Annotated in this window: 14 protein-coding genes and 3 tRNA genes; 6 read left to right on the top strand and 11 right to left on the bottom strand. The window is 61.3% G+C overall.

The genetic code is table 11. The features are described 5' to 3' along the window. The first annotated feature begins 392 nt into the window (after positions 1-392). Positions 393-1,598, top strand: a complete 1,206-nt coding sequence (gene csdA, locus MMW58_RS05425; RefSeq protein WP_133600435.1) for a cysteine desulfurase CsdA — start codon at positions 393-395, stop codon at positions 1,596-1,598. Then, positions 1,598-2,038 carry a cysteine desulfurase sulfur acceptor subunit CsdE gene (gene csdE, locus MMW58_RS05420; protein ID WP_241722864.1) on the top strand — a complete coding sequence of 147 codons (441 nt, stop codon included), beginning with the start codon at positions 1,598-1,600 and terminating at the stop codon, positions 2,036-2,038. Before csdA ends, csdE begins: the two co-directional genes overlap by 1 nt. Positions 2,039-2,057: 19 nt before the next feature. Here the strand turns inward: csdE and tcdA are convergent, their stop codons facing one another. Next, on the bottom strand, positions 2,058-2,864 hold the full coding sequence (tcdA, locus tag MMW58_RS05415) for a tRNA cyclic N6-threonylcarbamoyladenosine(37) synthase TcdA (RefSeq protein WP_133600437.1): 807 nt from the start codon (positions 2,862-2,864) through the stop codon (positions 2,058-2,060). Between the two features lie 68 nt (positions 2,865-2,932). Then, positions 2,933-4,030: a murein transglycosylase A gene (gene mltA / locus MMW58_RS05410; protein WP_041147016.1), complete on the bottom strand. Its 1,098-nt coding sequence runs from the start codon at positions 4,028-4,030 to the stop codon at positions 2,933-2,935. Positions 4,031-4,244: 214 nt separating this feature from the next. Between mltA and MMW58_RS05405 the strand changes: the two genes are divergently transcribed. The 3 genes from MMW58_RS05405 to MMW58_RS05395 all read left to right on the top strand — a co-directional run bounded on the left by MMW58_RS05405 (position 4,245) and on the right by MMW58_RS05395 (position 4,568). Then, positions 4,245-4,321 (top strand) — tRNA-Met (locus MMW58_RS05405). Positions 4,322-4,369: 48 nt separating this feature from the next. Next, positions 4,370-4,446 (top strand) — tRNA-Met (locus MMW58_RS05400). A gap of 45 nt (positions 4,447-4,491) precedes the next feature. Continuing rightward, positions 4,492-4,568 (top strand) — tRNA-Met (locus tag MMW58_RS05395). 165 nt (positions 4,569-4,733) lie between these two features. On the opposite strand, the gene cobS is transcribed toward MMW58_RS05395, so the two are convergent. From cobS to amiC, 6 genes are all read right to left on the bottom strand, one after another. Then, positions 4,734-5,477: an adenosylcobinamide-GDP ribazoletransferase gene (cobS, locus tag MMW58_RS05390; protein WP_241722863.1), complete on the bottom strand. Its 744-nt coding sequence runs from the start codon at positions 5,475-5,477 to the stop codon at positions 4,734-4,736. Then, a complete protein-coding gene (cobU, locus tag MMW58_RS05385; protein ID WP_133600438.1) occupies positions 5,474-6,019 on the bottom strand; it encodes a bifunctional adenosylcobinamide kinase/adenosylcobinamide-phosphate guanylyltransferase in 546 nt (181 codons plus the stop codon). The genes cobS and cobU overlap by 4 nt, the downstream gene beginning before the upstream one ends. Next, complete coding sequence (locus tag MMW58_RS05380; RefSeq protein WP_159236201.1) at positions 6,013-7,536, bottom strand: cobyric acid synthase; 1,524 nt, start codon at positions 7,534-7,536, stop codon at positions 6,013-6,015. Before MMW58_RS05380 ends, cobU begins: the two co-directional genes overlap by 7 nt. Positions 7,537-7,589: 53 nt before the next feature. Then, positions 7,590-8,549 (bottom strand): adenosylcobinamide-phosphate synthase CbiB, encoded by a 960-nt coding sequence (gene cbiB / locus MMW58_RS05375; RefSeq protein WP_133600440.1) that lies wholly within the window; start codon positions 8,547-8,549, stop codon positions 7,590-7,592. A 333-nt stretch (positions 8,550-8,882) separates the two neighbouring features. Beyond that, positions 8,883-9,968, bottom strand: a complete 1,086-nt coding sequence (gene cobD, locus MMW58_RS05370; RefSeq protein ID WP_159236203.1) for a threonine-phosphate decarboxylase CobD — start codon at positions 9,966-9,968, stop codon at positions 8,883-8,885. A 15-nt stretch (positions 9,969-9,983) separates the two neighbouring features. Next, positions 9,984-11,237, bottom strand: coding sequence for an N-acetylmuramoyl-L-alanine amidase AmiC (amiC, locus tag MMW58_RS05365; protein ID WP_241722862.1), 1,254 nt, complete (start codon positions 11,235-11,237; stop codon positions 9,984-9,986). 229 nt (positions 11,238-11,466) lie between these two features. Between amiC and argA the strand changes: the two genes are divergently transcribed. Further along, positions 11,467-12,798: an amino-acid N-acetyltransferase gene (argA, locus tag MMW58_RS05360; protein ID WP_041147023.1), complete on the top strand. Its 1,332-nt coding sequence runs from the start codon at positions 11,467-11,469 to the stop codon at positions 12,796-12,798. Positions 12,799-12,867: 69 nt separating this feature from the next. On the opposite strand, the gene recD is transcribed toward argA, so the two are convergent. From recD to ptrA, 3 genes are read right to left on the bottom strand one after another with little or no spacing between them, the layout of a single operon-like run. Next, a complete protein-coding gene (gene recD, locus MMW58_RS05355; RefSeq protein WP_241722861.1) occupies positions 12,868-14,706 on the bottom strand; it encodes an exodeoxyribonuclease V subunit alpha in 1,839 nt (612 codons plus the stop codon). Then, a complete protein-coding gene (recB, locus tag MMW58_RS05350) occupies positions 14,703-18,248 on the bottom strand; it encodes an exodeoxyribonuclease V subunit beta (RefSeq protein WP_241722860.1) in 3,546 nt (1,181 codons plus the stop codon). The genes recD and recB overlap by 4 nt, the downstream gene beginning before the upstream one ends. Beyond that, complete coding sequence (ptrA, locus tag MMW58_RS05345; RefSeq protein WP_133600445.1) at positions 18,245-21,130, bottom strand: pitrilysin; 2,886 nt, start codon at positions 21,128-21,130, stop codon at positions 18,245-18,247. The genes recB and ptrA overlap by 4 nt, the downstream gene beginning before the upstream one ends. Positions 21,131-21,195 lie beyond the last annotated feature (65 nt).

Genomic DNA, 21,195 nt, shown 5'->3' with positions numbered 1-21,195 from the left:
AACAACGTTTAACCTATTAGTTTTTTTTATCTGAGCCATTATAATTTGTCCGTTGAGGTTCTACCAGCAAATACCTATAGTGGCCGCACTTCCTGAGCCGGAACGAAGAGCTTTTTTTGGAATGCGTGTTCCAACAAGCTTTTGGCTTACGGTTGTGATGTTGTGTTGTTGTGTTTGCAATTGGTCTGTCTTTGCGGACCATGGTGGCTAAGCTACCCCCTTTTCACTTCCTGTACATTTACCCTGTCTGTCCATAGTGATTTAATGTAGCACCGCAACGCGCGGTGCTTTTTTTTGCCCTGAATTTCCCCTCTCTTCCTTATCCGGTGCTTGTCAGCCTTGCCCTGACGGATAAATTGCGCGACGATCGTCGGATTGCAACGAGGAGCTCCATGAACGCATTCAATCCCGCTCAGTTTCGCGCGCAGTTTCCGGCTCTGGCCGATGCCGGCGTTTACCTTGACAGCGCGGCGACGGCGCTAAAGCCGCTGGCCACCATCGAGGCCAGCGATCGGTTCTATCGCCTCAGCGCCGGCAACGTGCACCGCAGCCAGTTTGCCGCCGCCCGGCGTCTGACCGAACGTTATGAAGACGCCCGCGAGCGCGTCGCGGCGCTGCTAAACGCGCCTTCGGGCAAAGATATCGTCTGGACCCGCGGCACCACCGAGGCCATTAACATGGTGGCGCAAAGCTACGTTCGCCCGCGCCTGCGGCCCGGCGACGAAATCATCGTCAGCGAAGCGGAGCATCACGCCAATCTGGTTCCCTGGCTGATGGTGGCGGAGCAGACCGGCGCCCGGGTGGTGAAGCTGCCCATCGGCGCCGATCGCCTGCCTGACGTCGCGAGCCTTCCCTCTCTTATTACGCCGCGTAGCCGGGTGCTGGCCATTGGCCAGATGTCGAACGTAACCGGCGGCTGCCCGGACCTGGCGCTGGCGATCCGCCTCGCGCATGAAGCCGGAATGGTGGTGATGGTCGACGGCGCCCAGGGCGCGGTGCATTTCCCGGCCGACGTCCAGAATCTGGATATCGACTTTTACGCCTTCTCAGGCCATAAGCTGTACGGCCCGACGGGGATTGGCGCGCTGTACGGTAAAAGCGAACTGCTGAACGCCATGTCGCCGTGGCTCGGCGGCGGTAAAATGATTACCGAAGTCACCTTCGACGGGTTTAAAACCCAGCCCGTCCCCTATCGGCTGGAGGCTGGCACGCCAAACGTCGCCGGGGTCATTGGCCTGAGCGCGACGCTGGAGTGGCTGCAGGAGACCGATATCGCCCAGGCTGAAAGCTGGAGCCGCAGCCTGGCGACGCTGGCTGAAGATGAGCTGGCGAAACGTCCGGGCTTCCGCTCCTTCCGCAGCCAAAGCTCAAGCCTGCTGGCGTTTGATTTCGCCGGCGTTCACCACGGCGATATGGTGACGCTGCTGGCGGAGTCCGGCATCGCGCTTCGCGCCGGGCAGCACTGCGCCCAGCCGCTGCTGGCGGCGCTTGGCGTCAGCGGCACCCTGCGCGCCTCGTTTGCGCCTTATAATACCCAGGATGACGTTTACGCGCTGGTGCATGCCGTTGACCGCGCTCTGGAAATTTTGGTGGACTAATGACGACTCCCAACCCGCAGAACCATCCGTTTGGCACCGCCATCACTGAAGCGATGCTGCGGCAAACCTTCGCACCGCTGAACCAGTGGGAAGATAAGTACCGCCAGCTGATCCTGTTAGGCAAAAAGCTGCCGCCGCTGGCGGACGAGGCGAAAGCCCGCACGACGGAGATTGCCGGCTGTGAAAACCGCGTCTGGCTGGGGCATACCCTGCGCGACGGTCGGCTGCATTTCTTCGGCGACAGCGAGGGGCGGATCGTTCGCGGCCTGCTGGCCGTGCTGCTGACCGCCGTTGAGGGGAAAAGCGCCGCCGAGCTGCTGGACCACGATCCGCTGGCGCTGTTCGACGAGCTGGGGCTGCGCGCGCAGCTGAGCGCCTCTCGCGGCCAGGGCCTCGCCGCGCTGGGCGCAGCGGTGCTCGCCGCGGCCCGCGAGGCTTAACCTGCAATAAGAACGGCGCTTAGCCCTGACGCCCGGCTTTCGCCAGCATCTTCTTCAGCGCATGGGATACGGCGACAAAGCCAAAGGTGGCGGTAACCATCGTTGCCGCGCCAAAGCCCGACGCGCAGTCCATCCGTTTGGGGCCTTCCGCGCTGCTTTTCATCGCGCATACGCTGCCGTCAGCCTGGGGATAAACCAGCGCCTCGGTCGAGAACACGCAGTCGATGCCGAGCTTGCCCTTACTGTTTTTGACCACCCCGAACTGGCCCTTCAGGCGCTCGCGCAGCTTCGCCGCCAGCGGGTCCTGGATGGTTTTCGCCAGGTCAGCCACCTGAATCTGCGTCGGGTCAATTTGCCCGCCCGCGCCGCCGGTGGTCACCAGCGGCACCTTATAGCGACGGCAGTACGCAATTAACGCCGCCTTCGGCCGCACGCTATCGATAGCGTCAATCACGTAGCTGAAGCCCGCGCCCATATATTCGGCCACGTTCTCCGGCGTCACGAAATCGTCAATCACCGTCACCTGACATTCAGGGTTAATCAGCCGGATACGCTCCGCCATCACCTCGGCTTTCGCCAGCCCGACGTTGCCGCCCAGGGCATGAATCTGCCGGTTGGTGTTGGTGACGCAGACGTCGTCCATATCGATAAGGGTAATGGCGCCAATCCCGGTTCTTGCCAGCGCTTCTGCAGCCCAGGAGCCGACGCCGCCGATGCCCACGACGCAGACGTGCGCATCGGCAAAACACTGCAGCGCTTTTTCACCATACAAACGCGCCGTCCCGCCAAAACGCTGGCGCCAGGCGTCGCTAATTACAACAGACATATAACCTCAGAATAAAATAGCCGCTTCCCCGACGCGCGCGTGCCGTCGGGGAAGCGGAGAAAGGAGCGTTAGCCGCTAAAGACGTTGCCCGTGCCTGGGGCGTTTTTCAGCACCCAAACGCGGCCATAATGGTTATACCAGCCCGCGCGATGCCCGGCATCCGCGCCGATACCCTGATAGATATCGAAGTGCTGGCCTTTAATCGCGCCGCCGACATCCAGCGCAACCATCAGGCGCAGCTCGTACTGACCGTTAAACTTGCCTTTATTATCCAGCAGCGGGACTTCCGCCAGCAGGGTGGTTCCCGGCGGGATAATGCTGCGGTCAGAGGCGACCGACGCGCGGCCAATCAGCGGCACCGCGCTGGCGCCTTTCACCGGGGCGAAGGATTGCGGTTTAAAGAAGACAAAGGACGGGTTCTCTTCGAGCAGCGCGCGCACTTCGGCTTCGCTATGGGTTTCGCCCCATTCGCGGATCGCCTGCATCGACATATCTTCTCTCTTCACTTCACCGCGATCGATAAGCACCTTGCCGATGCTGCGATACGACCAGCCGTTCTTCCCGGCATAGCTGAAGAAGTTCAGCGGCGAGCCGTCGCCAAAATCGATATAGCCGCTGCCCTGGACATCCATAATGAAGTTGTCCATCAGCGAATTACTGTAAGCCAGAATATAGCTGTCGCTCAGCCCGCCGGCGTAGATGCTGGCGCGGGACGGAAGCTTGCCGCGCTTCGGCGGCATGCGGTAAATAGGATACTGGAACTCACCCTGGCGGGTGTGGCGCGCCTGCACCACCGGGGTGTAGTAGCCGGTAAACTGCACGTTGCCGTAGCTATCGGCGCCCTGCATCTGCCAGGCGTCAATCCCGTACTGGCTCAGCGTGCGGGTATCGCCGCCGGCGCTTAGCCACTGCTGCAGGGAGTTATAGACGTTGCTCTGGCTATTATAGAGGCGCGGAGAGGCGCTGCGGATCTGCCTGACCTGTTCGGAGAAGTCGCCCGCGTTAATCGGCGTGCCGACCGCATCAGGCTGGTTAACCAGTGAAAACGGCTGGGTGAGCTTTCCTTCATTATACTGCTGACCGCGATCGGTCGGTTTCGAGGAGCAGCCGGCGAGCATCGCCAGTATTGCTCCGGTTGCCACATACTTTGCCCAACATCCTTTCATGGTATCTCTTCTTTTGCCGCTTAGTACCGGTTCGTGATGAGGGAAGATAACAAACCGCCAGGGCTATTGAAATGCGCTAAAGCAGCACAAATACAAAATCGGCTAAAAAACGCGCTAAAAACGGTTCTTTCTACACCATTCATTACAAAATTATCGATTTAGCTGAAAAAGGGTTGCATCAAAACGTTAGCAGAGTATAGTGCGCATCCACGGACGCGGGGTGGAGCAGCCTGGTAGCTCGTCGGGCTCATAACCCGAAGGTCGTCGGTTCAAATCCGGCCCCCGCAACCAATTAAAATCAGAGAAGTAAGCTTTACTCGATGGAAGAGTAAAGACGGACGCGGGGTGGAGCAGCCTGGTAGCTCGTCGGGCTCATAACCCGAAGGTCGTCGGTTCAAATCCGGCCCCCGCAACCAATTAAAATCTGATGCAAAGTTTACTCGATGAAGAGTAAAAACGGACGCGGGGTGGAGCAGCCTGGTAGCTCGTCGGGCTCATAACCCGAAGGTCGTCGGTTCAAATCCGGCCCCCGCAACCAACACAATAAACACCCTTCCGGGTGTTTTTTTGTTTCTGCGCTTCCTGCACGATAGCTTCAGCCCGCCGGTTCACGGCCCCGAACGACCTTTCTTCGCGCCAATACTCAGATCCGGCCTCATTGCCAGCTGCGCCATCGCCGCGTGCAGCCATGGCGCAGCGCGGCTCACAGCAGCGCCAGCAGGAAGACCAGCTCGCCGAGCTCAATAGCCGCCCCCAGCGTATCGCCGGTTTGCCCACCGAGGGTGCGCTTTAAGAGCTGGCCGAGAATGAAAATCGCCGCTGCGCTGACCGCCAGCGCCGCCACTCCGCTCATGCCAGGCAGCAGCACCGCCGCGAGAATAACCGCGAGCCCCAGGGTTACGCAGGTTTGTCGCCCGCTCACCTTGCCGATGAACACGTTGCCCAGCCCCTCTTCCCGCGCATAGCGCTGGCGGTACATCAGCAGCACGCTGGCTCCCCGCCCTGCCGCGCAGGCTGCCGCCAGCGCCGCCAGCATCGGCGTGCCACGCAGCGCCAGCTCGCTGACCACCAGCACCTTCGCCAGCAGCACAAAAATCAGCGCCAGCCCGCCGTGGGTTCCCAGCCGGCTGTCGCGCATAATCTCCAGCATCCGTTCACGACGGCGGGCGGAAAACACCCCGTCGCAGGTATCGGCCAGTCCGTCGAGGTGGAAGCCGCCGGTGAGCAGCGCCAGCGCCAGTACGGCAAACAGCGCCGCCAGCGGGATGCCGCACCACGCCTGCACGGCGAGAAATACCAGGCCGCTCAGCAAGCCCAGCAGCGCGCCGACCACGGGAAAGGTGACAATGCCGCGAACGTAGCGGTCAATATCCAGCCCCTGCGACCAGCACTCCGGTACCGGTAAACGGCTGAGAAAAGAGAGCGTTGCCCAGAATAGTTTGATCATTTTATTTTGACTCCAATACCTGATACCACCAGCCAGACCTCATCTGCAGCCGCCGCCAGGCGCTGGTTAACCCGACCGGCGATATCGCGAAAATGCCGCGCAAGGCGATTCTCGGGGACAATCCCCATTCCCACTTCGTTGGTGACCACCACGATCTTCGCCGCGGAGCGCTGGCAGGCGGCGATCAGCGAATGGATCTCGTCGTCGATCGTCCGCTCCATGGCCGCATAATCCCAGCCATCGGGATCGCTGTCGCCGCCGCAGGCAAACAGCAGATTGGTCACCATGGTGGTGATACACTCCAGCAAAATAGCTTCGTTGGGATCGCCGTGCGGGGTAATCAGCTTATCAAGATGCTGCCAGCGCTCGACGGTGCGCCAGTGCGCCGGTCGGCTATCGCGGTGATGCTGGATCCTTGCGGCCATCTCCTCATCAAAAATCTGCGAGGTGGCGAGATACAAAACCTGCGCTGAGCCGGCGATCAGCGCTTCGGCGTGACGGCTTTTCCCGCTGCGCGCGCCGCCGGTGACCAGAATCAGCATGATGGCTCCTGATGCTGCTGCATAATGTGGTAAATTTTTTCAATATCAATATGTTGACGCATTGCATCCGCCAGAATATCGAACTGCTGCGATTTGTACTGCGCGTAGTGGAGGGTGCTATCCAGCGCCGCCAGACCTTTGCGCAGACGCAGGCCGTTGACCAGCGCGCGGGTGAACTCATCGCTGTCGAACAGGCCGTGCAGGTAGGTACCAAACGCCAGCCCGTCGTCCGTCATCGCCCCGTCCGCCACCGGCCGCCCCTCTTTTTCCAGCTGCAGCAGCGGCCGGCAGTCGCCTTGCCGGGTCGTTTCGCCCATATGAATTTCGTAGCCGCGCACGCGCAGCGCGGAGGCGCCCGCCAGCCAGCCCGGAAGCGCGGCCGCCATCGTCGCCTCAACCAGCGTCGTGGTTTTATGGCGGGCAAACTGCGTCACGGTATTGAGCAGCCCCAGGCCGGGTAACATGCCCAGCCCGGACTCCACGTCATCGAAGATGGTCTCACCAAGCATCTGGTAGCCGCCGCAAATCCCCAGCACCGGGATCCCCTGCTGATGCGCCTGCAGCACGCCCTGCTCCATCCCGCTTTCGCGCAGCCACTGCAGATCGCCCAGCGTATTTTTGCTGCCGGGCAGGATCACCAGGTCACTCGTCGTCAGATCCTGGGGATGACGGACGTAGCGCACGCGGACGTCCGGCTGCGCCGCCAGCGCGTTGAAATCGGTGAAGTTGGACGTATGCGGCAGCTGAACCACCGCAATCTCAATCTCCCGCTGCGCGGTGCTCAGGTATTTTCCCTTCTGCAGCGCCACGCTATCTTCATCTTCCAGATCGACCTCCAGCCACGGCAGCACGCCCAGCACCGGAACGCCGGTCAAAGCTTCAATCTGTTCGATGCCCGAGTACAGCAGCGCCACATCGCCGCGGAACTTATTGATGATCACCCCTTTCACCCTGGCGCGCTCCTGCTCCTCAAGCAGCGCCAGCGTCCCGTAGATGGCGGCAAACACGCCGCCCCTGTCGATGTCGGCAACGAGGATCACCGGACACTGCGCCATCTCCGCCATGCCCATGTTGACGATATCGCGATCGCGCAGGTTGATCTCCGCCGGGCTGCCGGCGCCCTCCAGTACCAGCACGTCATACTCCTGCGCCAGGCTGCGGTAAACCTCAAGGATCTGCTCGCGCAGGCGCGGCTTGTACTCGTGGTAGCTCACCGCGTCCATATGGGTCGCCACTTTTCCCATCAGCACCACCTGCGCGTTGAGATCGCTGGTCGGCTTTAACAGTATCGGGTTCATGCGCACGTCCGGCGCGATGCCCGCCGCTTCGGCCTGAAAGATCTGCGCCCGTCCCATCTCTTTGCCATCGGCGGTGATGCCCGAGTTCAGCGCCATGTTCTGTGATTTAAACGGCGCCGTGCGCAGGCCGTCCTGGTAAAAAATTCTGCACAGTCCCGCCACCAGCACGCTTTTTCCCACGTCGGATGCCGTACCTTGCAACATGATTGCCCGCGTCATAAGGCCTCCTTTATCGCGTTCTGTCGCCTTCGCATTAACACTCACCTTTCGCTTTACGCCGCGCCGGCCAGCAGATAGCGCGCCAGCATAAACAGCGCCAGCGCCAGGGTTGATGCCACCCACATCAGCCGGATCGTGCGGGGGATGTCGTCGACTGAAATATCGCGCACGTCGTCGCCAATCCACGGCTTTTCTACCCGCTGGCCAAAATAGTTGTTTGGACCGCCCAGCCGAATCCCCAGCGCGCCGGCCACGCTGGCTTCTGACCATCCGCAGTTGGGGCTGCTGTGGTTATAGCGATCGCGCCAGCCGATACGTACCGCTCTGGGACCATCGTTGCGGCATAAGAAGGCCGCCATACTCAGCAGCAGCCAGCTCAGACGAGCGGGAATAAGGTTGGCGACATCGTCAAGGCGGGCGCTGACCATGCCAATGGCGCGATACTTTTCGTGCTTGTAGCCCACCATTGAATCGAGGGTATTCACGGCTTTGTAGGCCATAGCCAGCGGCGCGCCGCCGATCAGCAGGAAGAAGAGCGGGGCAATAATGCCGTCGACGGTGTTCTCCGCCACCGTCTCCACCACCGCGCGGTTAATCTGCTCCGGCTGGAGCTGAGACGTGTCCCGCCCGACGATCCACGAGAGCTTCTCGCGGCTCTGCGCCAGGTCACCCTCGCGCAGCGGACGCTCAACGTCGCGGGCGGAGGTCGCCAGGCAGCGGCCGGCCAGCAGCGTAAAAATCATCCACACCTCAATCACCCAGCCAAGCCAGGGATGGATGCTTTCCGCCAGCGTCAGTACGCCCCAGGAAACGCCCCACGTCAGCCCTACCACCGCCAGCCACATCAGCCCTCCGCCGATGCGTAGCGTCCTGTCGCTGCGGCAGTAGCGCCTGACGACGCGTTGCGTGGCGGTAATGAGATGGCCAATCCAGCGTACCGGGTGGGGCCAGCGCGGGGGGTCGCCGATGATGAGATCGAGGAGCCAGGCAACGCACCAGGCAAGTAGCGTCATCGCGCGGGCCTCGAAGATGCCTGCCGGCGTACGGGAATAGATGAATGGAGTCTTGCCGCCATACCCGGTTCCTGTTCAGGGTGGTCGGAGGGCAAAGGTGCAGCAGCGGTATGCTTTCGCCGGTACGCCTCTGAGCACCCTACTTACCACCGAGGTTGTTGGTGATAACCAACAGGAGAATTTCTGGCTTAGCGTCAGCATCGCAGCGGCGGGGAATTTTGGCTCCCGTCGCTGGCACCCGTTGGTTGATATCGCGAAAGCATCCTGAAGCTCTGCCGTTCGCGCAATAAGGAACGGCATTATGCCACACCGATGCGCCGGCGGCTTGCGAAGTCAGACGCCGACGGGCAGGATCTTCGCCAGCGCCGCAAGCAGCCGCTGATTCTCTTCCGCGCTGCGGATCGCCACGCGGAAATAGCCCGCCCCGAGGCCGGGGTAGTTGGCGCAGCTGCGAATCAAAATATGCTGCTGCAGCAGGGCATACTGCAGGTCGATACCCGGTATATCGGCGCGCAGAAACAGATAGTTTGCCTGGCCCGGATAGACCGTCAGGCCGGGAAGCTGGCGGAGCTGCTGGTAAAAACGTCGGCCTTCTTCCGCCAGCCAGCGCCAGGTCTTCTGCTGGTAGGCGCTATCCTGCAGAATAATTTCCCCTGCCAGCGCGGCAAACGCGTTTATTGACCACGGCATCTGCCGCTCGCGCATCCTGGCGACGGCGCGTTCATCGCCGTTGACCAGATAGCCCAGCCGCAGGCCGGGGATGGCATAGAACTTGGTCAGCGAGCGCAGTACCCAAATATGTGGGTTATCGCGCAGCAGAGGAATAAACCCCGGCTGGTCGGGAATGAAATCGATAAAGGCCTCATCGAGGATCAGCGCGATGTCTAGCGCCTTGCAGCGCGCGGCAATCGCCGCCAGCAGCTGGCTCTCCGGCAGCAGTCCGGTTGGGTTGTTGGGCGTACAGAGGAACAGGCAGTCGAGGTCCGGCGTCAGGGCCGTGAGAAGGGCCTCGGTCAGCTGCCAGCCGTCCTCTTCACGCAGCGCGAACTCGCGGATCGCACAATCCACCGCGCTCAGCGCGCGGCGATATTCGGCAAAACCGGGCACCACAATCATCGCCTGACGCGGCTTCAGGCCGCTTACGACGGTGAAAATAGATTCGGTTTCGCCATTCCCCGCCACGATCCACGAGGCGGGAATATGGTGATGTTCCGCCAGGGCCTCGTGCAGCTGCTGATAGTCCACGTCGGGATAGCGCTCCGCGCGGTCAAGATTAGCGATCAGGGCGCGTTTGAGGCTTTCAGGCATGCCCAGCGGATTAATATTGGCGCTAAAATCGAGCAGCTGCGCGGGCTGAACGCCCAGCAGCGCCGCCGCCTCCCGCGTATTGCCGCCGTGGGCGCTCTTTAACAGGGCCATCTTCCGCTCCTTTTATCAGCCGAGCCTTGCCAGGGTTGCGCCATCGGCGAAGTAGGCCTTAATCCCCGCCAGTATCGACTCGGCAACCTGCTGCTGGAAGGCCGCCGTTTTCAGCTTCCGCTCCTCCGCCACGTTGCTGATAAACGCGGTTTCGACCAGGATCGACGGAATATCCGGCGCCTTCAGCACCGCGAAGCCCGCCTGCTCGACCTGGTTCTTATGCAGATCGTTAACCCTGCCCATTTTTTGCAGCACCGCTTTGCCAAACTTCAGGCTATCGGAGATGGTCAGCGACTGCACCATGTCGAACATCGTATGGTCGACGTAGCGGTCGCCGCTCTTGCTGACGCCCCCCACCAGGTCGGAGGCGTTCTGGGTTTGCGCCAGGTATTTAGCCGCGGTGCTGGTAGCGCCTTTGGTTGAGAGCGCAAATACCGACGAGCCGCGCGGCTGGCGGCTGGTAAAGGCATCGGCATGAATCGAGACGAACAGGTCGGCACGCTGCTTTTGCGCCTTGGCGACGCGCACCTTCAGGGGAATAAAGACATCTTCATTGCGGGTCATATAGGCCTTCATATTCCCCTCTTTTTCGATCAGCGCCCGCAGCCGACGGGCGATCTGCAGCACCACGTCTTTCTCGCGGGTGTGGTATTTGCCAACCGCACCGGAGTCTTCCCCGCCGTGTCCCGGGTCGAGCATAATCACAATCGGCCTGTCGCGTCCGGCCTTACCCGGCTTCGGCCCGCTTTCTGCCGGCGGCACCTGACGATCGAGATCGCCCTTATTGTAATCCTCCAGCAGCGCCAGCAGCGGATCCTGCACGTCGGTCGCCGTAGACGGATAGAGATCCATCACCAGACGCTCTTTAAAGCCGGCAACCGGCGCGAGGGCAAAGAGCTGCGGTTTCACGTCCTGCTTGAGCTCAAACACCATGCGCACCGTCTGCGGATCGAACTGGCCGACGCGGGCGGACTTAATATAGGGATCGTCGTCGCGAATGCTGGTTCCCATGCCCTTCAGCACGGAATTAAGGTTAACCCCTTCCAGATCGACCACCAGCCGCTCCGGATTGCTCAACGCAAACTGCCGATATTTCAGCACATGGTTGGATTCCACCGTCACGCGCGTATAGGTTGACGACGGCCAGACGCGCACCGCGACGACCTGTGCAACGGCAGCTAAACCAACCGGACTGACGCTCATTAACCACATCGCGCTCGCCCCCTGTAAAAAACGGCGACGGCTTAATCCTGACTTGTATCCCGGCATGCCACTCCCAAGCAATAAAAACGCATTCGTATCCAAAACAAACAGATTGACCAGAAACTTTAACGAAAGCCGTATAACCTGTCATCAATAAAAGGGTAAACAATCTTTGGTAGCACGCGTTAAGTCACAGTTCTTTCGCATATTCGTGACAAATTTTGGCTTGCGTTTACGCGCAAAACAGAATAAAAATACACTTATTACGAATAATCATGCATTGAGGGTTGTGGTCATGGTGAAGGAACGTCGCACCGAACTGGTAGAAGGATTCCGCCATTCAGTTCCCTATATTAACGCCCATCGGGGAAAAACCTTTGTCATCATGCTGGGCGGCGAAGCCATCGAGCATGAAAATTTCTCCAGCATAGTCAATGACATTGGGCTGTTACATAGCCTGGGCATTCGCCTGGTGGTGGTCTATGGGGCGCGTCCTCAGATAGACGCCAACCTGGCCGAGCATCATCACGAGCCGCTTTACCATAAGCAAACGCGCGTGACTGACGCCAAAACCCTCGAACTGGTTAAACAGGCCGCCGGCATGCTGCAGCTGGAAATTACCGCGCGCCTGTCGATGAGCCTCAACAACACCCCGCTGCAGGGCGCCCACATCAACGTCGTGAGCGGCAATTTCATTATTGCCCAACCGCTTGGCGTTGATGATGGCGTCGATTATTGCCACAGCGGGCGCATTCGTCGTATCGATGAAGAAGCGATCCACCGCCAGCTTGATAACGGCGCCATCGTGCTGATGGGCCCGGTTGCGGTATCGGTCACCGGCGAAAGCTTTAACCTGACTTCCGAAGAGATTGCCACCCAGCTGGCCATCAAGCTGAAAGCGGAAAAAATGATCGGCTTCTGCTCTTCGCAAGGGGTATACAGCCAGGAGGGCGAGATCGTTCCCGAGCTGTTCCCGAACGAAGCCCAGGCGCGGGTTGAAGAGCTGGAAGCGGAAGAGGACTACAACTCCGGTACCGTGCGTTTCCTGCGCGGCGCGGTGAAAGCCTGCCGCAGCGGCGTGCGTCGCTGCCACCTGATCAGCTACCAGGAAGATGGCGCTCTGCTGCAAGAGCTGTTCTCACGCGACGGTATCGGGACCCAGATCGTCATGGAGAGCGCCGAGCAGATCCGCCGCGCCACCATCAACGATATTGGCGGTATTCTTGAGCTGATAAGCCCGCTGGAGCAGCAGGGAATTCTGGTGCGCCGCTCCCGCGAGCAGCTGGAGATGGAAATAGATAAATTCACCATCATTCAGCGCGATAACACGACAATTGCCTGCGCCGCGCTCTATCCGTTCCCGGAAGAGAAAATCGGTGAAATGGCCTGCGTGGCGGTCCATCCGGACTACCGCAGCTCATCGCGCGGGGAAGTCCTGCTGAACCGCATCGCGACCCAGGCAAAACAGATGGGGCTAAGCAAACTGTTCGTGCTGACCACCCGCAGCATTCACTGGTTCCAGGAGCGCGGCTTTACGCCGGTGGATATCGACCTGCTGCCGGAAAGTAAGAAAGAGATGTACAACTATCAGCGCCGCTCCAAGGTGATGATGGCCGACCTTGGCTGAGCGAGCGCTCCCCTTCGCCGGCCAGGCGTAGCGCAGGCTGGCAAAGGGGAAGCGGCTTGAACGCCGAGGCTACCCGCCGCTGGCGAAGATGTCCGCCAGCCCGCTGCGCCGTTCGGTGCGCGCCGCGATAGCCTGAGTCAGCACCTGCTCATCGGCGTAAATCGACAGCTGCCGTTTGGCGCGGGTTATCGCGGTATACACCAGCTCACGCGTCACCAGCGGCACGCTGCGGGAAGGCAAAATCAGGGCCGCGTGGTCAAACTCCGAGCCCTGGGATTTATGCACCGTCATCGCCCAGGCGGTATCGTGATCCGGCAGGCGGCTGGGCTGCACCGACTTAATGCTGCCATCCGGCATCGGGAACCAGACGCGAAGCCCGTCTCCCCTTTCCAGCGCAATGCCAATATCCCCGTTAAACAGCCCCAGCGCGCTATCGTTGCGCGAGATCATCACCGGCCGGCCTTCATACCAGCGCGAATGCCGCGGCAGCGCAATAGCCCGCTTACGATTGAGCATCAGCTCCAGCTGTTCGTTCAGCCCGCTGATGCCGTAGGGCCCCTCGCGCAGGGCGCACAGTAGCCGGAACTCGCCGAAAGCGGCGATCGCCGCCTCCGGATCCGCCCGCTCACGCAGCAGCCGGAGATAGCGATCGTAGCCGGCCTGCGCCTGCGTCAGCATCGCCTCATACTCCTCGGTGGTGCTTAGCGGGCGCAGCACGATGTCGTCGAACGGCTGGCGCAGGGTCGTCTTGACCCCGTGCCGATCGCCGGCGTTCACCGCCCGGGCCAGGCTACCGATGCCGGAGTGGCTGCCAAAACGATAGCTTTTTTGCAGCAGGCACAGGCTGTCGCGCAGAGCGCCCGCCGCCTCGCCCTCGCCGGCAGGCACCGGCAGGCCGGTCAGCCGCTTTAGCTGCGCCGCGCGCTCGGCGGTATAGCCCGCACTCACCCAGGCGCAAATATCCCCCAGCACCGCACCGGCCTCCACCGACGCCAGCTGATCGCGGTCGCCGAGAAAAATCACCCGACCGTGCGCCGGCAGGGCGTCAATCAGGCGAGCCATCATCGGCAGGTCAATCATCGAAGCTTCATCCACCACCAGCACGTCGAGGTGCAGCGGGTTGCCGGCGTGATAGCGCATACGCTGGCTGCCCGGCTGCGCGCCCAGCAGGCGGTGCAGGGTGCTGGCCTCCGTCGGCAGCAGCGCCTTCTGCTCATCCGTCAGCGGCAGCTGGCGCAGCGCGCTGCCCAGCGACTCGGTCAGGCGCGCCGCGGCTTTGCCGGTGGGCGCCGCCAGGCGGATGCGGCAGCGGGGCGTATCCGTCGTCTGGATCAACGCCGCCAGCAGCCTGGCGACGGTAGTCGTTTTACCGGTGCCTGGACCGCCGGAAATAACCGAAATCCGCCGGGTCAGCGCCACCGCCGCCGCCACCTTCTGCCAGTCAATATCGTCCCCGGCGGGGAAGAGCGCATCCAGCGTCGACGCCAGGCGCGTTTCATCCACGCTCAGCACCTGATTGGCTTCGTTAAAAAAGCGCGCGACGGTCAGCTCGTTGCGCCACATGCGGTTAAGGTAAAGCCGTTCGCCGCAGAGGATCATTGGCGTCGGACGCTCCCCGCGGCTCACCGCCGCTGAAGAGAGCAGCAGCGCCGACCAGTCATCAGGCGCGCCGGCCTTCGCCAGCAGCTGCTCGCGCAGAGCGGCGACCTTTCCGCTCAGCACGTCGTCAGCGGCAAGGCGCGAGAGCGGCAGGCAAACGTGCCCTTCGCCGGCGTCGCGGCTCAGCACCGCCGCCGCCAGCTTCACCGCCGGGTGTGCATCCCGGGCGACCATCAGCGCAAACTGGACGTCAAGCGGACGTAATAAACGCTGGTTTGCTGCCTCAAGCAGCAGCTCATCCATGGTCATGAAGCGATCTCCTGAACTTCGCCGGCAAACAGGGCGTCCAGGCCGTCAATCAGCGGACGCTCAGGGCGCGTGGTAAATATCCCCTGCCCTCCGTCCTGCCCGTCCATTCCGCGTAAAAAGAGATAAATGACGCCACCAAAATGGCGCTCATAGTCGTAGTCAGCAACGCGATGGCGTAAATAGCGGTGCAGCGCCAGGCCGTAGAGCTGGTACTGTAAATCATAGCGGTGCGTGCACATCGCCTGCGCCATTGCCTGCCGGGTGTAGGCTTCGCGATCGTCCCCCAGCCAGTTGGATTTGTAATCCAGCAGGTAGTAGCGGCCGTTATGCCGAAACACGAGGTCAATAAACCCTTTCAGCATTCCGCGAACCTGACGGAAATCAAGCTCCGGGCACTGCGCCGAAAGCGGGTCGTAGCGGCGAGCCAGCGCATCCAGGCGCCGCGCGTCCAGCGGGGCCTCAATGGGTAAATAAAACGCCATCTCAACCTGCTTGTCCGCCGCCGCGAGCTGATTCAGCGCGATATCGGCGCCCGGTAGCGGCGTGCGCAGCACATCATCCAGCCATTGGGTCAGCACCGGCGTCCAGTGCTCGGCAAATCCGCCGGACCGCAGCTTTTCCGCCATCCAGTCGGCGGGGACCGGTTGGGTAAAGTCGAGGTCTTCAAACAGGCCGTGCAAAAATGTCCCCGGCGACGCCCCACGCGGGAACTGATGCGGGGTGAGCTGCGGCTCCTCCGCCACCTCCCCCACGCCGGCGGCGTCAACGTCAAGACGGGGCAGTAAATCCTGCGCCGGGCTGTGGCCATGCTGCTGTAGCCCGGAGTAGCTGGTGACCCGCCAGTCATCAACGATCGAACGTCCCAGCATCCGCGCCGACAGCGGCGGCAGCGCCTCCTGCGGCGCCTGCCAGGGCTGCCGATCGGCAACGCCGGGGGTTTGCAGCGCAATATCCGCGCAGCAGAACGCCTGCAGGCGGGCCGTCAGCCCCGCGGCGTCCATCGCTTCGCCTCCCTGCAGAAGGCGCCCCAGGGCGCTGTGGTGAAAATCGCTGTCGCCCGGCTTGTCGCTGCGTCGGGTGCTGAGCGGCGCCACGCCGAGACTGCAGTGCCAGACCGCTCGCGTCAGGGCCACGTACAGCAGGCGTAAATCTTCCGCCAGACGCTCCGCCTCCGCCAGCTCGAGGCTCCCCTCATTCTGCTCAAGGTCGAGCACCGCCGCAAAGGAGTCGCGATCGTGATAAAACGCCTGATCCTGCTTGCGGAAGCGGGCGATAAACGGCAGCCACACCAGCGGGTATTCCAGCCCTTTCGATTTATGTACGGTGACGATCTGCACCAGATGCTTGTCGCTTTCCAGGCGCATCTGCTGGCTGGAGGCATTGCTGTCCGGCTCGGCGATGCGCTGCGTCAGCCAACGCACTAACGCATGCTCGCTCTCCAGCTGGTTGGCCGCTTCCTGCAGCAGTTCACTGATATGCAGGATATCGGTTAAGCGCCGCTCGCCGCCGCTCGTCACCAGCAGGTTTTCGGCAATATGTCGGGCGGTCATCAGCGCTCTTAGCATCGGCATCACCCCGCGCTGACGCCAGATGTGGCGGTAGTCGCTAAACTCTTCCACCAGCGCATCCCACGCGCGCTCATCCTTGTTGAGGTTTTCAATATCGAGGGCGTTCAGGCCGAAAATCGAGGTCGCCAGCGCGCTGCGCAGCGTGTTTTCACGTTCGGGCGCCAGCGCCGCCTGGAGTACCCACAGCAGCTCCTGCGCTTCCGGCGTTTCAAATACGCTATCGCGGTTGGAGAGATAGACCGACGGAATGGCCAGCGCCTGTAGCGCATCGCGGATCAGCGATGCCTCCTGGCGATTACGCACCAGCACCGTGATATCGGAAGCCTGCACCGGCCGGGCGCGATCGTCGCGCCACAGCAGCGCCCGCCCCTGCTGGCCGGCGCTAAGCCAGTCGCGGATCTGCGCAGCGCAGAGCTGGGCCATAAAGGCTTGATAATCCCCCGCGCCCACCGCTTCGCCCGGCATCAGCCAGATGTTCATAGCCGGAACCGCATCGTCGTCAACGGTGAAGCGCAGATGCTGGTTTTTCGGCGCCGGCTTTACCGGCAGGAACGGGATTTCGCGGAACATAAACGGATTATCGCTGAGGCTGAACAGGCGATTGACGCTCTCCACCATTCCCGGAGCGGAGCGCCAGTTGGTATCCAGCGTGTAGTGCGCGGCAACGTCGCCGCGCGCCTTCATATAGGTAAAGATATCCGCGCCGCGAAAGGCGTAAATGGCCTGTTTGGGGTCGCCGATAAGCAGCAGCGCCGTCTCCGGCTGCCGCCGCCAGATGCGGCGAAAAATGCGGTACTGCTGCGGGTCGGTATCCTGGAACTCATCGATCATCGCTACCGGAAAACGCTGCCGGATCGCGCTGGCCAGCGCTTCGCCGCTTTCGCTGCGTAGCGCATCGTCGAGGCGGCTGAGCATGTCATCAAAACCGAGCTCGCCGCGGCGACGTTTTTCCCGCGCCACCGCTTCGCGGATCTCCACCATTGCCCGGGCGATCACCAGATCCGTCAGGGTCAGCGGCGCAGAGAGCAGCGCCTCAATCGCGCTAAACAGCGGGTGAACCGGCGGTTCGCCATCCGCTTTGGTACGTTCGTGAAGGAACGGCTGGGAGAATTTCTCCAGCGCCTCCGGCAGCCGGTAGCTCAGGGTCTCTTCCTGCGCCCAGAGGCTGACTTTCTCTATCCACTTCCCCTGGTTACCGCGGTTGAATTTGCGCCGGTCGAGGCCGGAGTTTTCCAGCACGCTTTCAATCTCGCCCACCTGCTCCCGCCACTGCCGCTTCACCGCGTCAATGCGTTCGATGATTTGCTGATGGCGTTCGGCCAGCGTCTCCTCCTGCGCTGGCGGGGATTTAAGCTGCGGGGCTTCGCCCTGCAGCCAGCGGTCGAGGGATTTCAGCAGGTCGCGCGGGCCTTTCCAGGCTTCGTGGATAACCGCGGCTATTTCGCGCGGGAGCGGGTAGCAGTGGCGGCGCCAGAAATCGGCGCAGGCCTGATAGCGGAGCCGGGATTCGTCCTCGATCAGCTGCTGTTCAAAGAGCATGCCGGACTCAAACGCGTTGAGGCTGAGCATGCGCTGGCAGAAGCCGTGGATGGTGAACACCGCCGCTTCGTCCATCTGCCGCTCCGCCAGCATCAGCGTTTGTGCGGCCTGGTTTTTGTCCGGGATTTCCGCCAGCAGCGCGGCGTAGAGAGGGTCGGAGGCCGTTTCGCGCAGGCAGGCGATGCGCAGCCCGTGGATGTTGCTGCGGATACGGCCGCGCAGCTCCTCGGTCGCCGCCTCGGTGAAGGTAACCACCAGCAGCTCCTCCACGCTCACCGGCCGCGGAAAGGCGGATTCTCCGCCCAGCCCCAGCAGCAGCCGGAGGTACAGCGCCGCGATGGTAAAGGTTTTTCCGGTGCCCGCAGAGGCTTCTATCAGGCGCTCGCCCGTCAGGGGCAAGCGCAGGGGGTCAAGAGGCTCGGCGGTTTCGGTCATTCATTCTCTCGCATCAGGGGTAAGGATTTCTGCAATGCGCTGACGTTTTCCCAGACTTTGCCGCCCTGCGGCAGGGCGTAATCCGTTTTACCATTCTGGCTACCGGATACCTGGGATAATATCGCCATGCCCTGCGGATCCACCACCGTCTGATGGAAGAAGTCGGCAAGCTTTTGCGGCGTCAGCAGTTTAATCTGAGCCACTACTTTATCACGTGAATCGAAGCGCATATTACCGCGATCGAAATCTTTGCTCAGCTGCGAGGCTTCACCGCCCAGCGTTTGCGGCGCCTGCATCATCTGGGCAATCGTCGCCTGCTGAATTTGCGCAAACTCTTCCGGGGTCATCGCCCTCAGCTTTGCCTCCGCCGTCGGGAAGAAGGCCTGGAAACGCTGCCACAGGAAGGCGGGCTGCTTATCGCTGCTTTGCAGCAGGAAGCCAACGCCCCACTGGCGACCGACGTTCATCGAAAACGCGAACACCGCATAGCCCAGCTGTTCTTCAGTACGCAGCTGGTTATAGAACCACGGCTGGATAATTTGGCCCAGTAGGGAGCTGGCGGCGGAGCTGCTGTACTCATCGATATTGGGCGGCGCAAAGACCGCAGCCAGCGCCGAGTCGGTGCTGCTGCCGGTTTTTTCAAAAATAGCCAGCTGCCTGCTGTTCACCAGCACGTCTTTATTCCGGCACCATTCGTTGCCGTCTGACCCCAGCTGTTGCTGGATCTGGCGAGCCATATCGGTGGATTGCCCGGCGGTCAGGTTGCCAATCACCAGCAGCTCCGGACGCCCTTTCGCTTTCAGGTTGTCACGGTAGGCCAGAACCTCTTTGAGGGTGATTGACGGCAGCAGCGCCCGGCGCTCTTCACGCTGGAAGTAAGGCACCTGCGACACCATCTGGGCCGGCATAATCGCCTGATCGTACGCTTTGCCTTTATCCGCCGAGTCCATCATCTGCGCGTACCAGGATTTCGCCTGTTCCAGCTGCTCCTCGGTCGGGGCGTAGCTGAAGTAGCCGTCCAGCAGCGCGGTGAACAGCTGCGGCAGCCGCTGGGTGTAGCCGTTGGCGTTGACCATCAGCCCGTTGTTGGCGCCGGTAGAGAAAGTGATGCCTCCCACCGCGGCCTGGTTGCTGAGCTGGTCGAGGGCAATCCCCGCCAGGTAGTCATTCAGCGCAAACATCACCTGGCTGCGGGCACTGTCCATGGCCTGCGGATTACGCAGCACCAGCGACACGTCGGCCTTAGGCTCGCTGGCGAAGTACTGGCTCGGGGCGTAGACCACCCGCAGGGTCGGCTCATCGACGATCAGCTGCGGGTGCGGATAGGCTTTATCGCTTTTGATCAGCGTAAAATCGTCAGGAATATAGGGGTTCAGCGTCGGCAGCTTAAGGTCAATCGCGCTGGCTTTCTGCTGCCAGTCGGCGAAGGTCTGCGGGCTGATTTTATCGACCTGATACGGCGCATTGACGAAATAGGCCGTTTTATTATGCGGCTCCTGCGGGCTGATGTACCACACGCGCGCGTTTTGCGGGGTCATCATCGCCAGGCGGTCTTTAATCGCCTGCGGATCGTAGCGATCGGCAATGTTCACCACGTCGAGAGTATGCTCAACCGGCACGCGGATCATGGTGTCCGCCAGCCATTCAACGTAGTCCATATCGCGGTTGATTGAGGGATAGCGGAAGTCGAGCGCCAGGACATGCGCCAGCTCGTCGAAATAGCGCTTATCGATGCCCTGGGTACGCAGCAGGTTGAGGTAGCTGAAGATGGCCGCAGCAACCTCGTCGCGATGCGCCAGGCCCTTATCGGTCAGGGTTGCGGAAATGGCCAGCACCCCGCTGTTGCCGTTCACAACCGGATCGGAGTCCGCGCGGATACCTTCCACCAGCCCCTGCTGCTGCAGCCAGTCAGATAATGTCCCCGGACTGCGGTTGCCGATCATATAGGTCACCAGCTCGTCGGTCTTGCTGCGGAACTGCTCGCTGTTGTTATCGATACGGAATTCAACGCGCAGCACCTTGCGAGGCATCGCCGGCACGTAGTGGATGATGATGCCCTTTTGCGCATCGGTCACCACCGGAACGGTAATTACCGGCCGGTCGATATTATGATTCGGCACCCGGCCGTAGGTTTTGGCGGCAATGCTCGCCAGCTCCGGCAGCGGCTTATTGCTGTAAATGACCGCCTTCATCAGGTTAGCGGAGTACCAGCTGTCGCGGAAGGTATGCAGCGCATCAAGCACCGGTTTTCCCGGCTTGTCGCTCAGCGTTTCAAGGTTACCGCCGGAAAAATGCGCCGCCGGATGCGCCGGGTTTATGGTTTCGGCGCTCACCTGAGCCATGCGCATCCCGTCACGGGTCCGCGCCATGGTCAGCTCGGCGTTGACCGCATTACGCTCACGATCGGCATATTTTTTATCCAGCAGCGGAGAGGCAATGGCATCCGCGAGGCGATCGACCGCCCCATCCAGCGCGTCGTTCTCGACTTCCAGATAGAAGGCGGTGCGATACGGCGCGGTGCTGGCGTTGTGGCTGCCGCCGTGCATTTTCAGGAACTCTGCGAGGCTGTCGGGCTGCGGATAGTTCTTCGAGCCCATTAACGTCATGTGCTCGAGGAAGTGCGCCAGGCCCTGATGCGCTTCCGGGTCCTGCAGCGATCCCACCGGCACCACCAGCGCCGAGAGTGATTTTACCGCCTGCGGATCGGAGACCAGCAGAACGATCATGCCGTTATCGAGGTGAATCGCCTGATACTGACGCGGATCTTTTTCGCTTTTGCGGATGGTTTCCTGAACGGGCTGCCATCCGCTATCTGCCTGACTTAACGGCGCCCAAAGGGCAGCCAGCACTACAATAACCTTGAACCATAAACTACGGGGCATTCACGGACCTCATCATTAACAAACTTTTCGCTGTACAGAGCCAGCGTTGATAAAACATCAGTCCG

Origin of the sequence: Klebsiella sp. HC6 (assembly GCF_022605325.1) — a bacterium.
Taxonomy (GTDB): Bacteria; Pseudomonadota; Gammaproteobacteria; order Enterobacterales; family Enterobacteriaceae; genus Klebsiella; species Klebsiella terrigena.
This window is presented reverse-complemented; position numbering and strand designations above follow the sequence as displayed.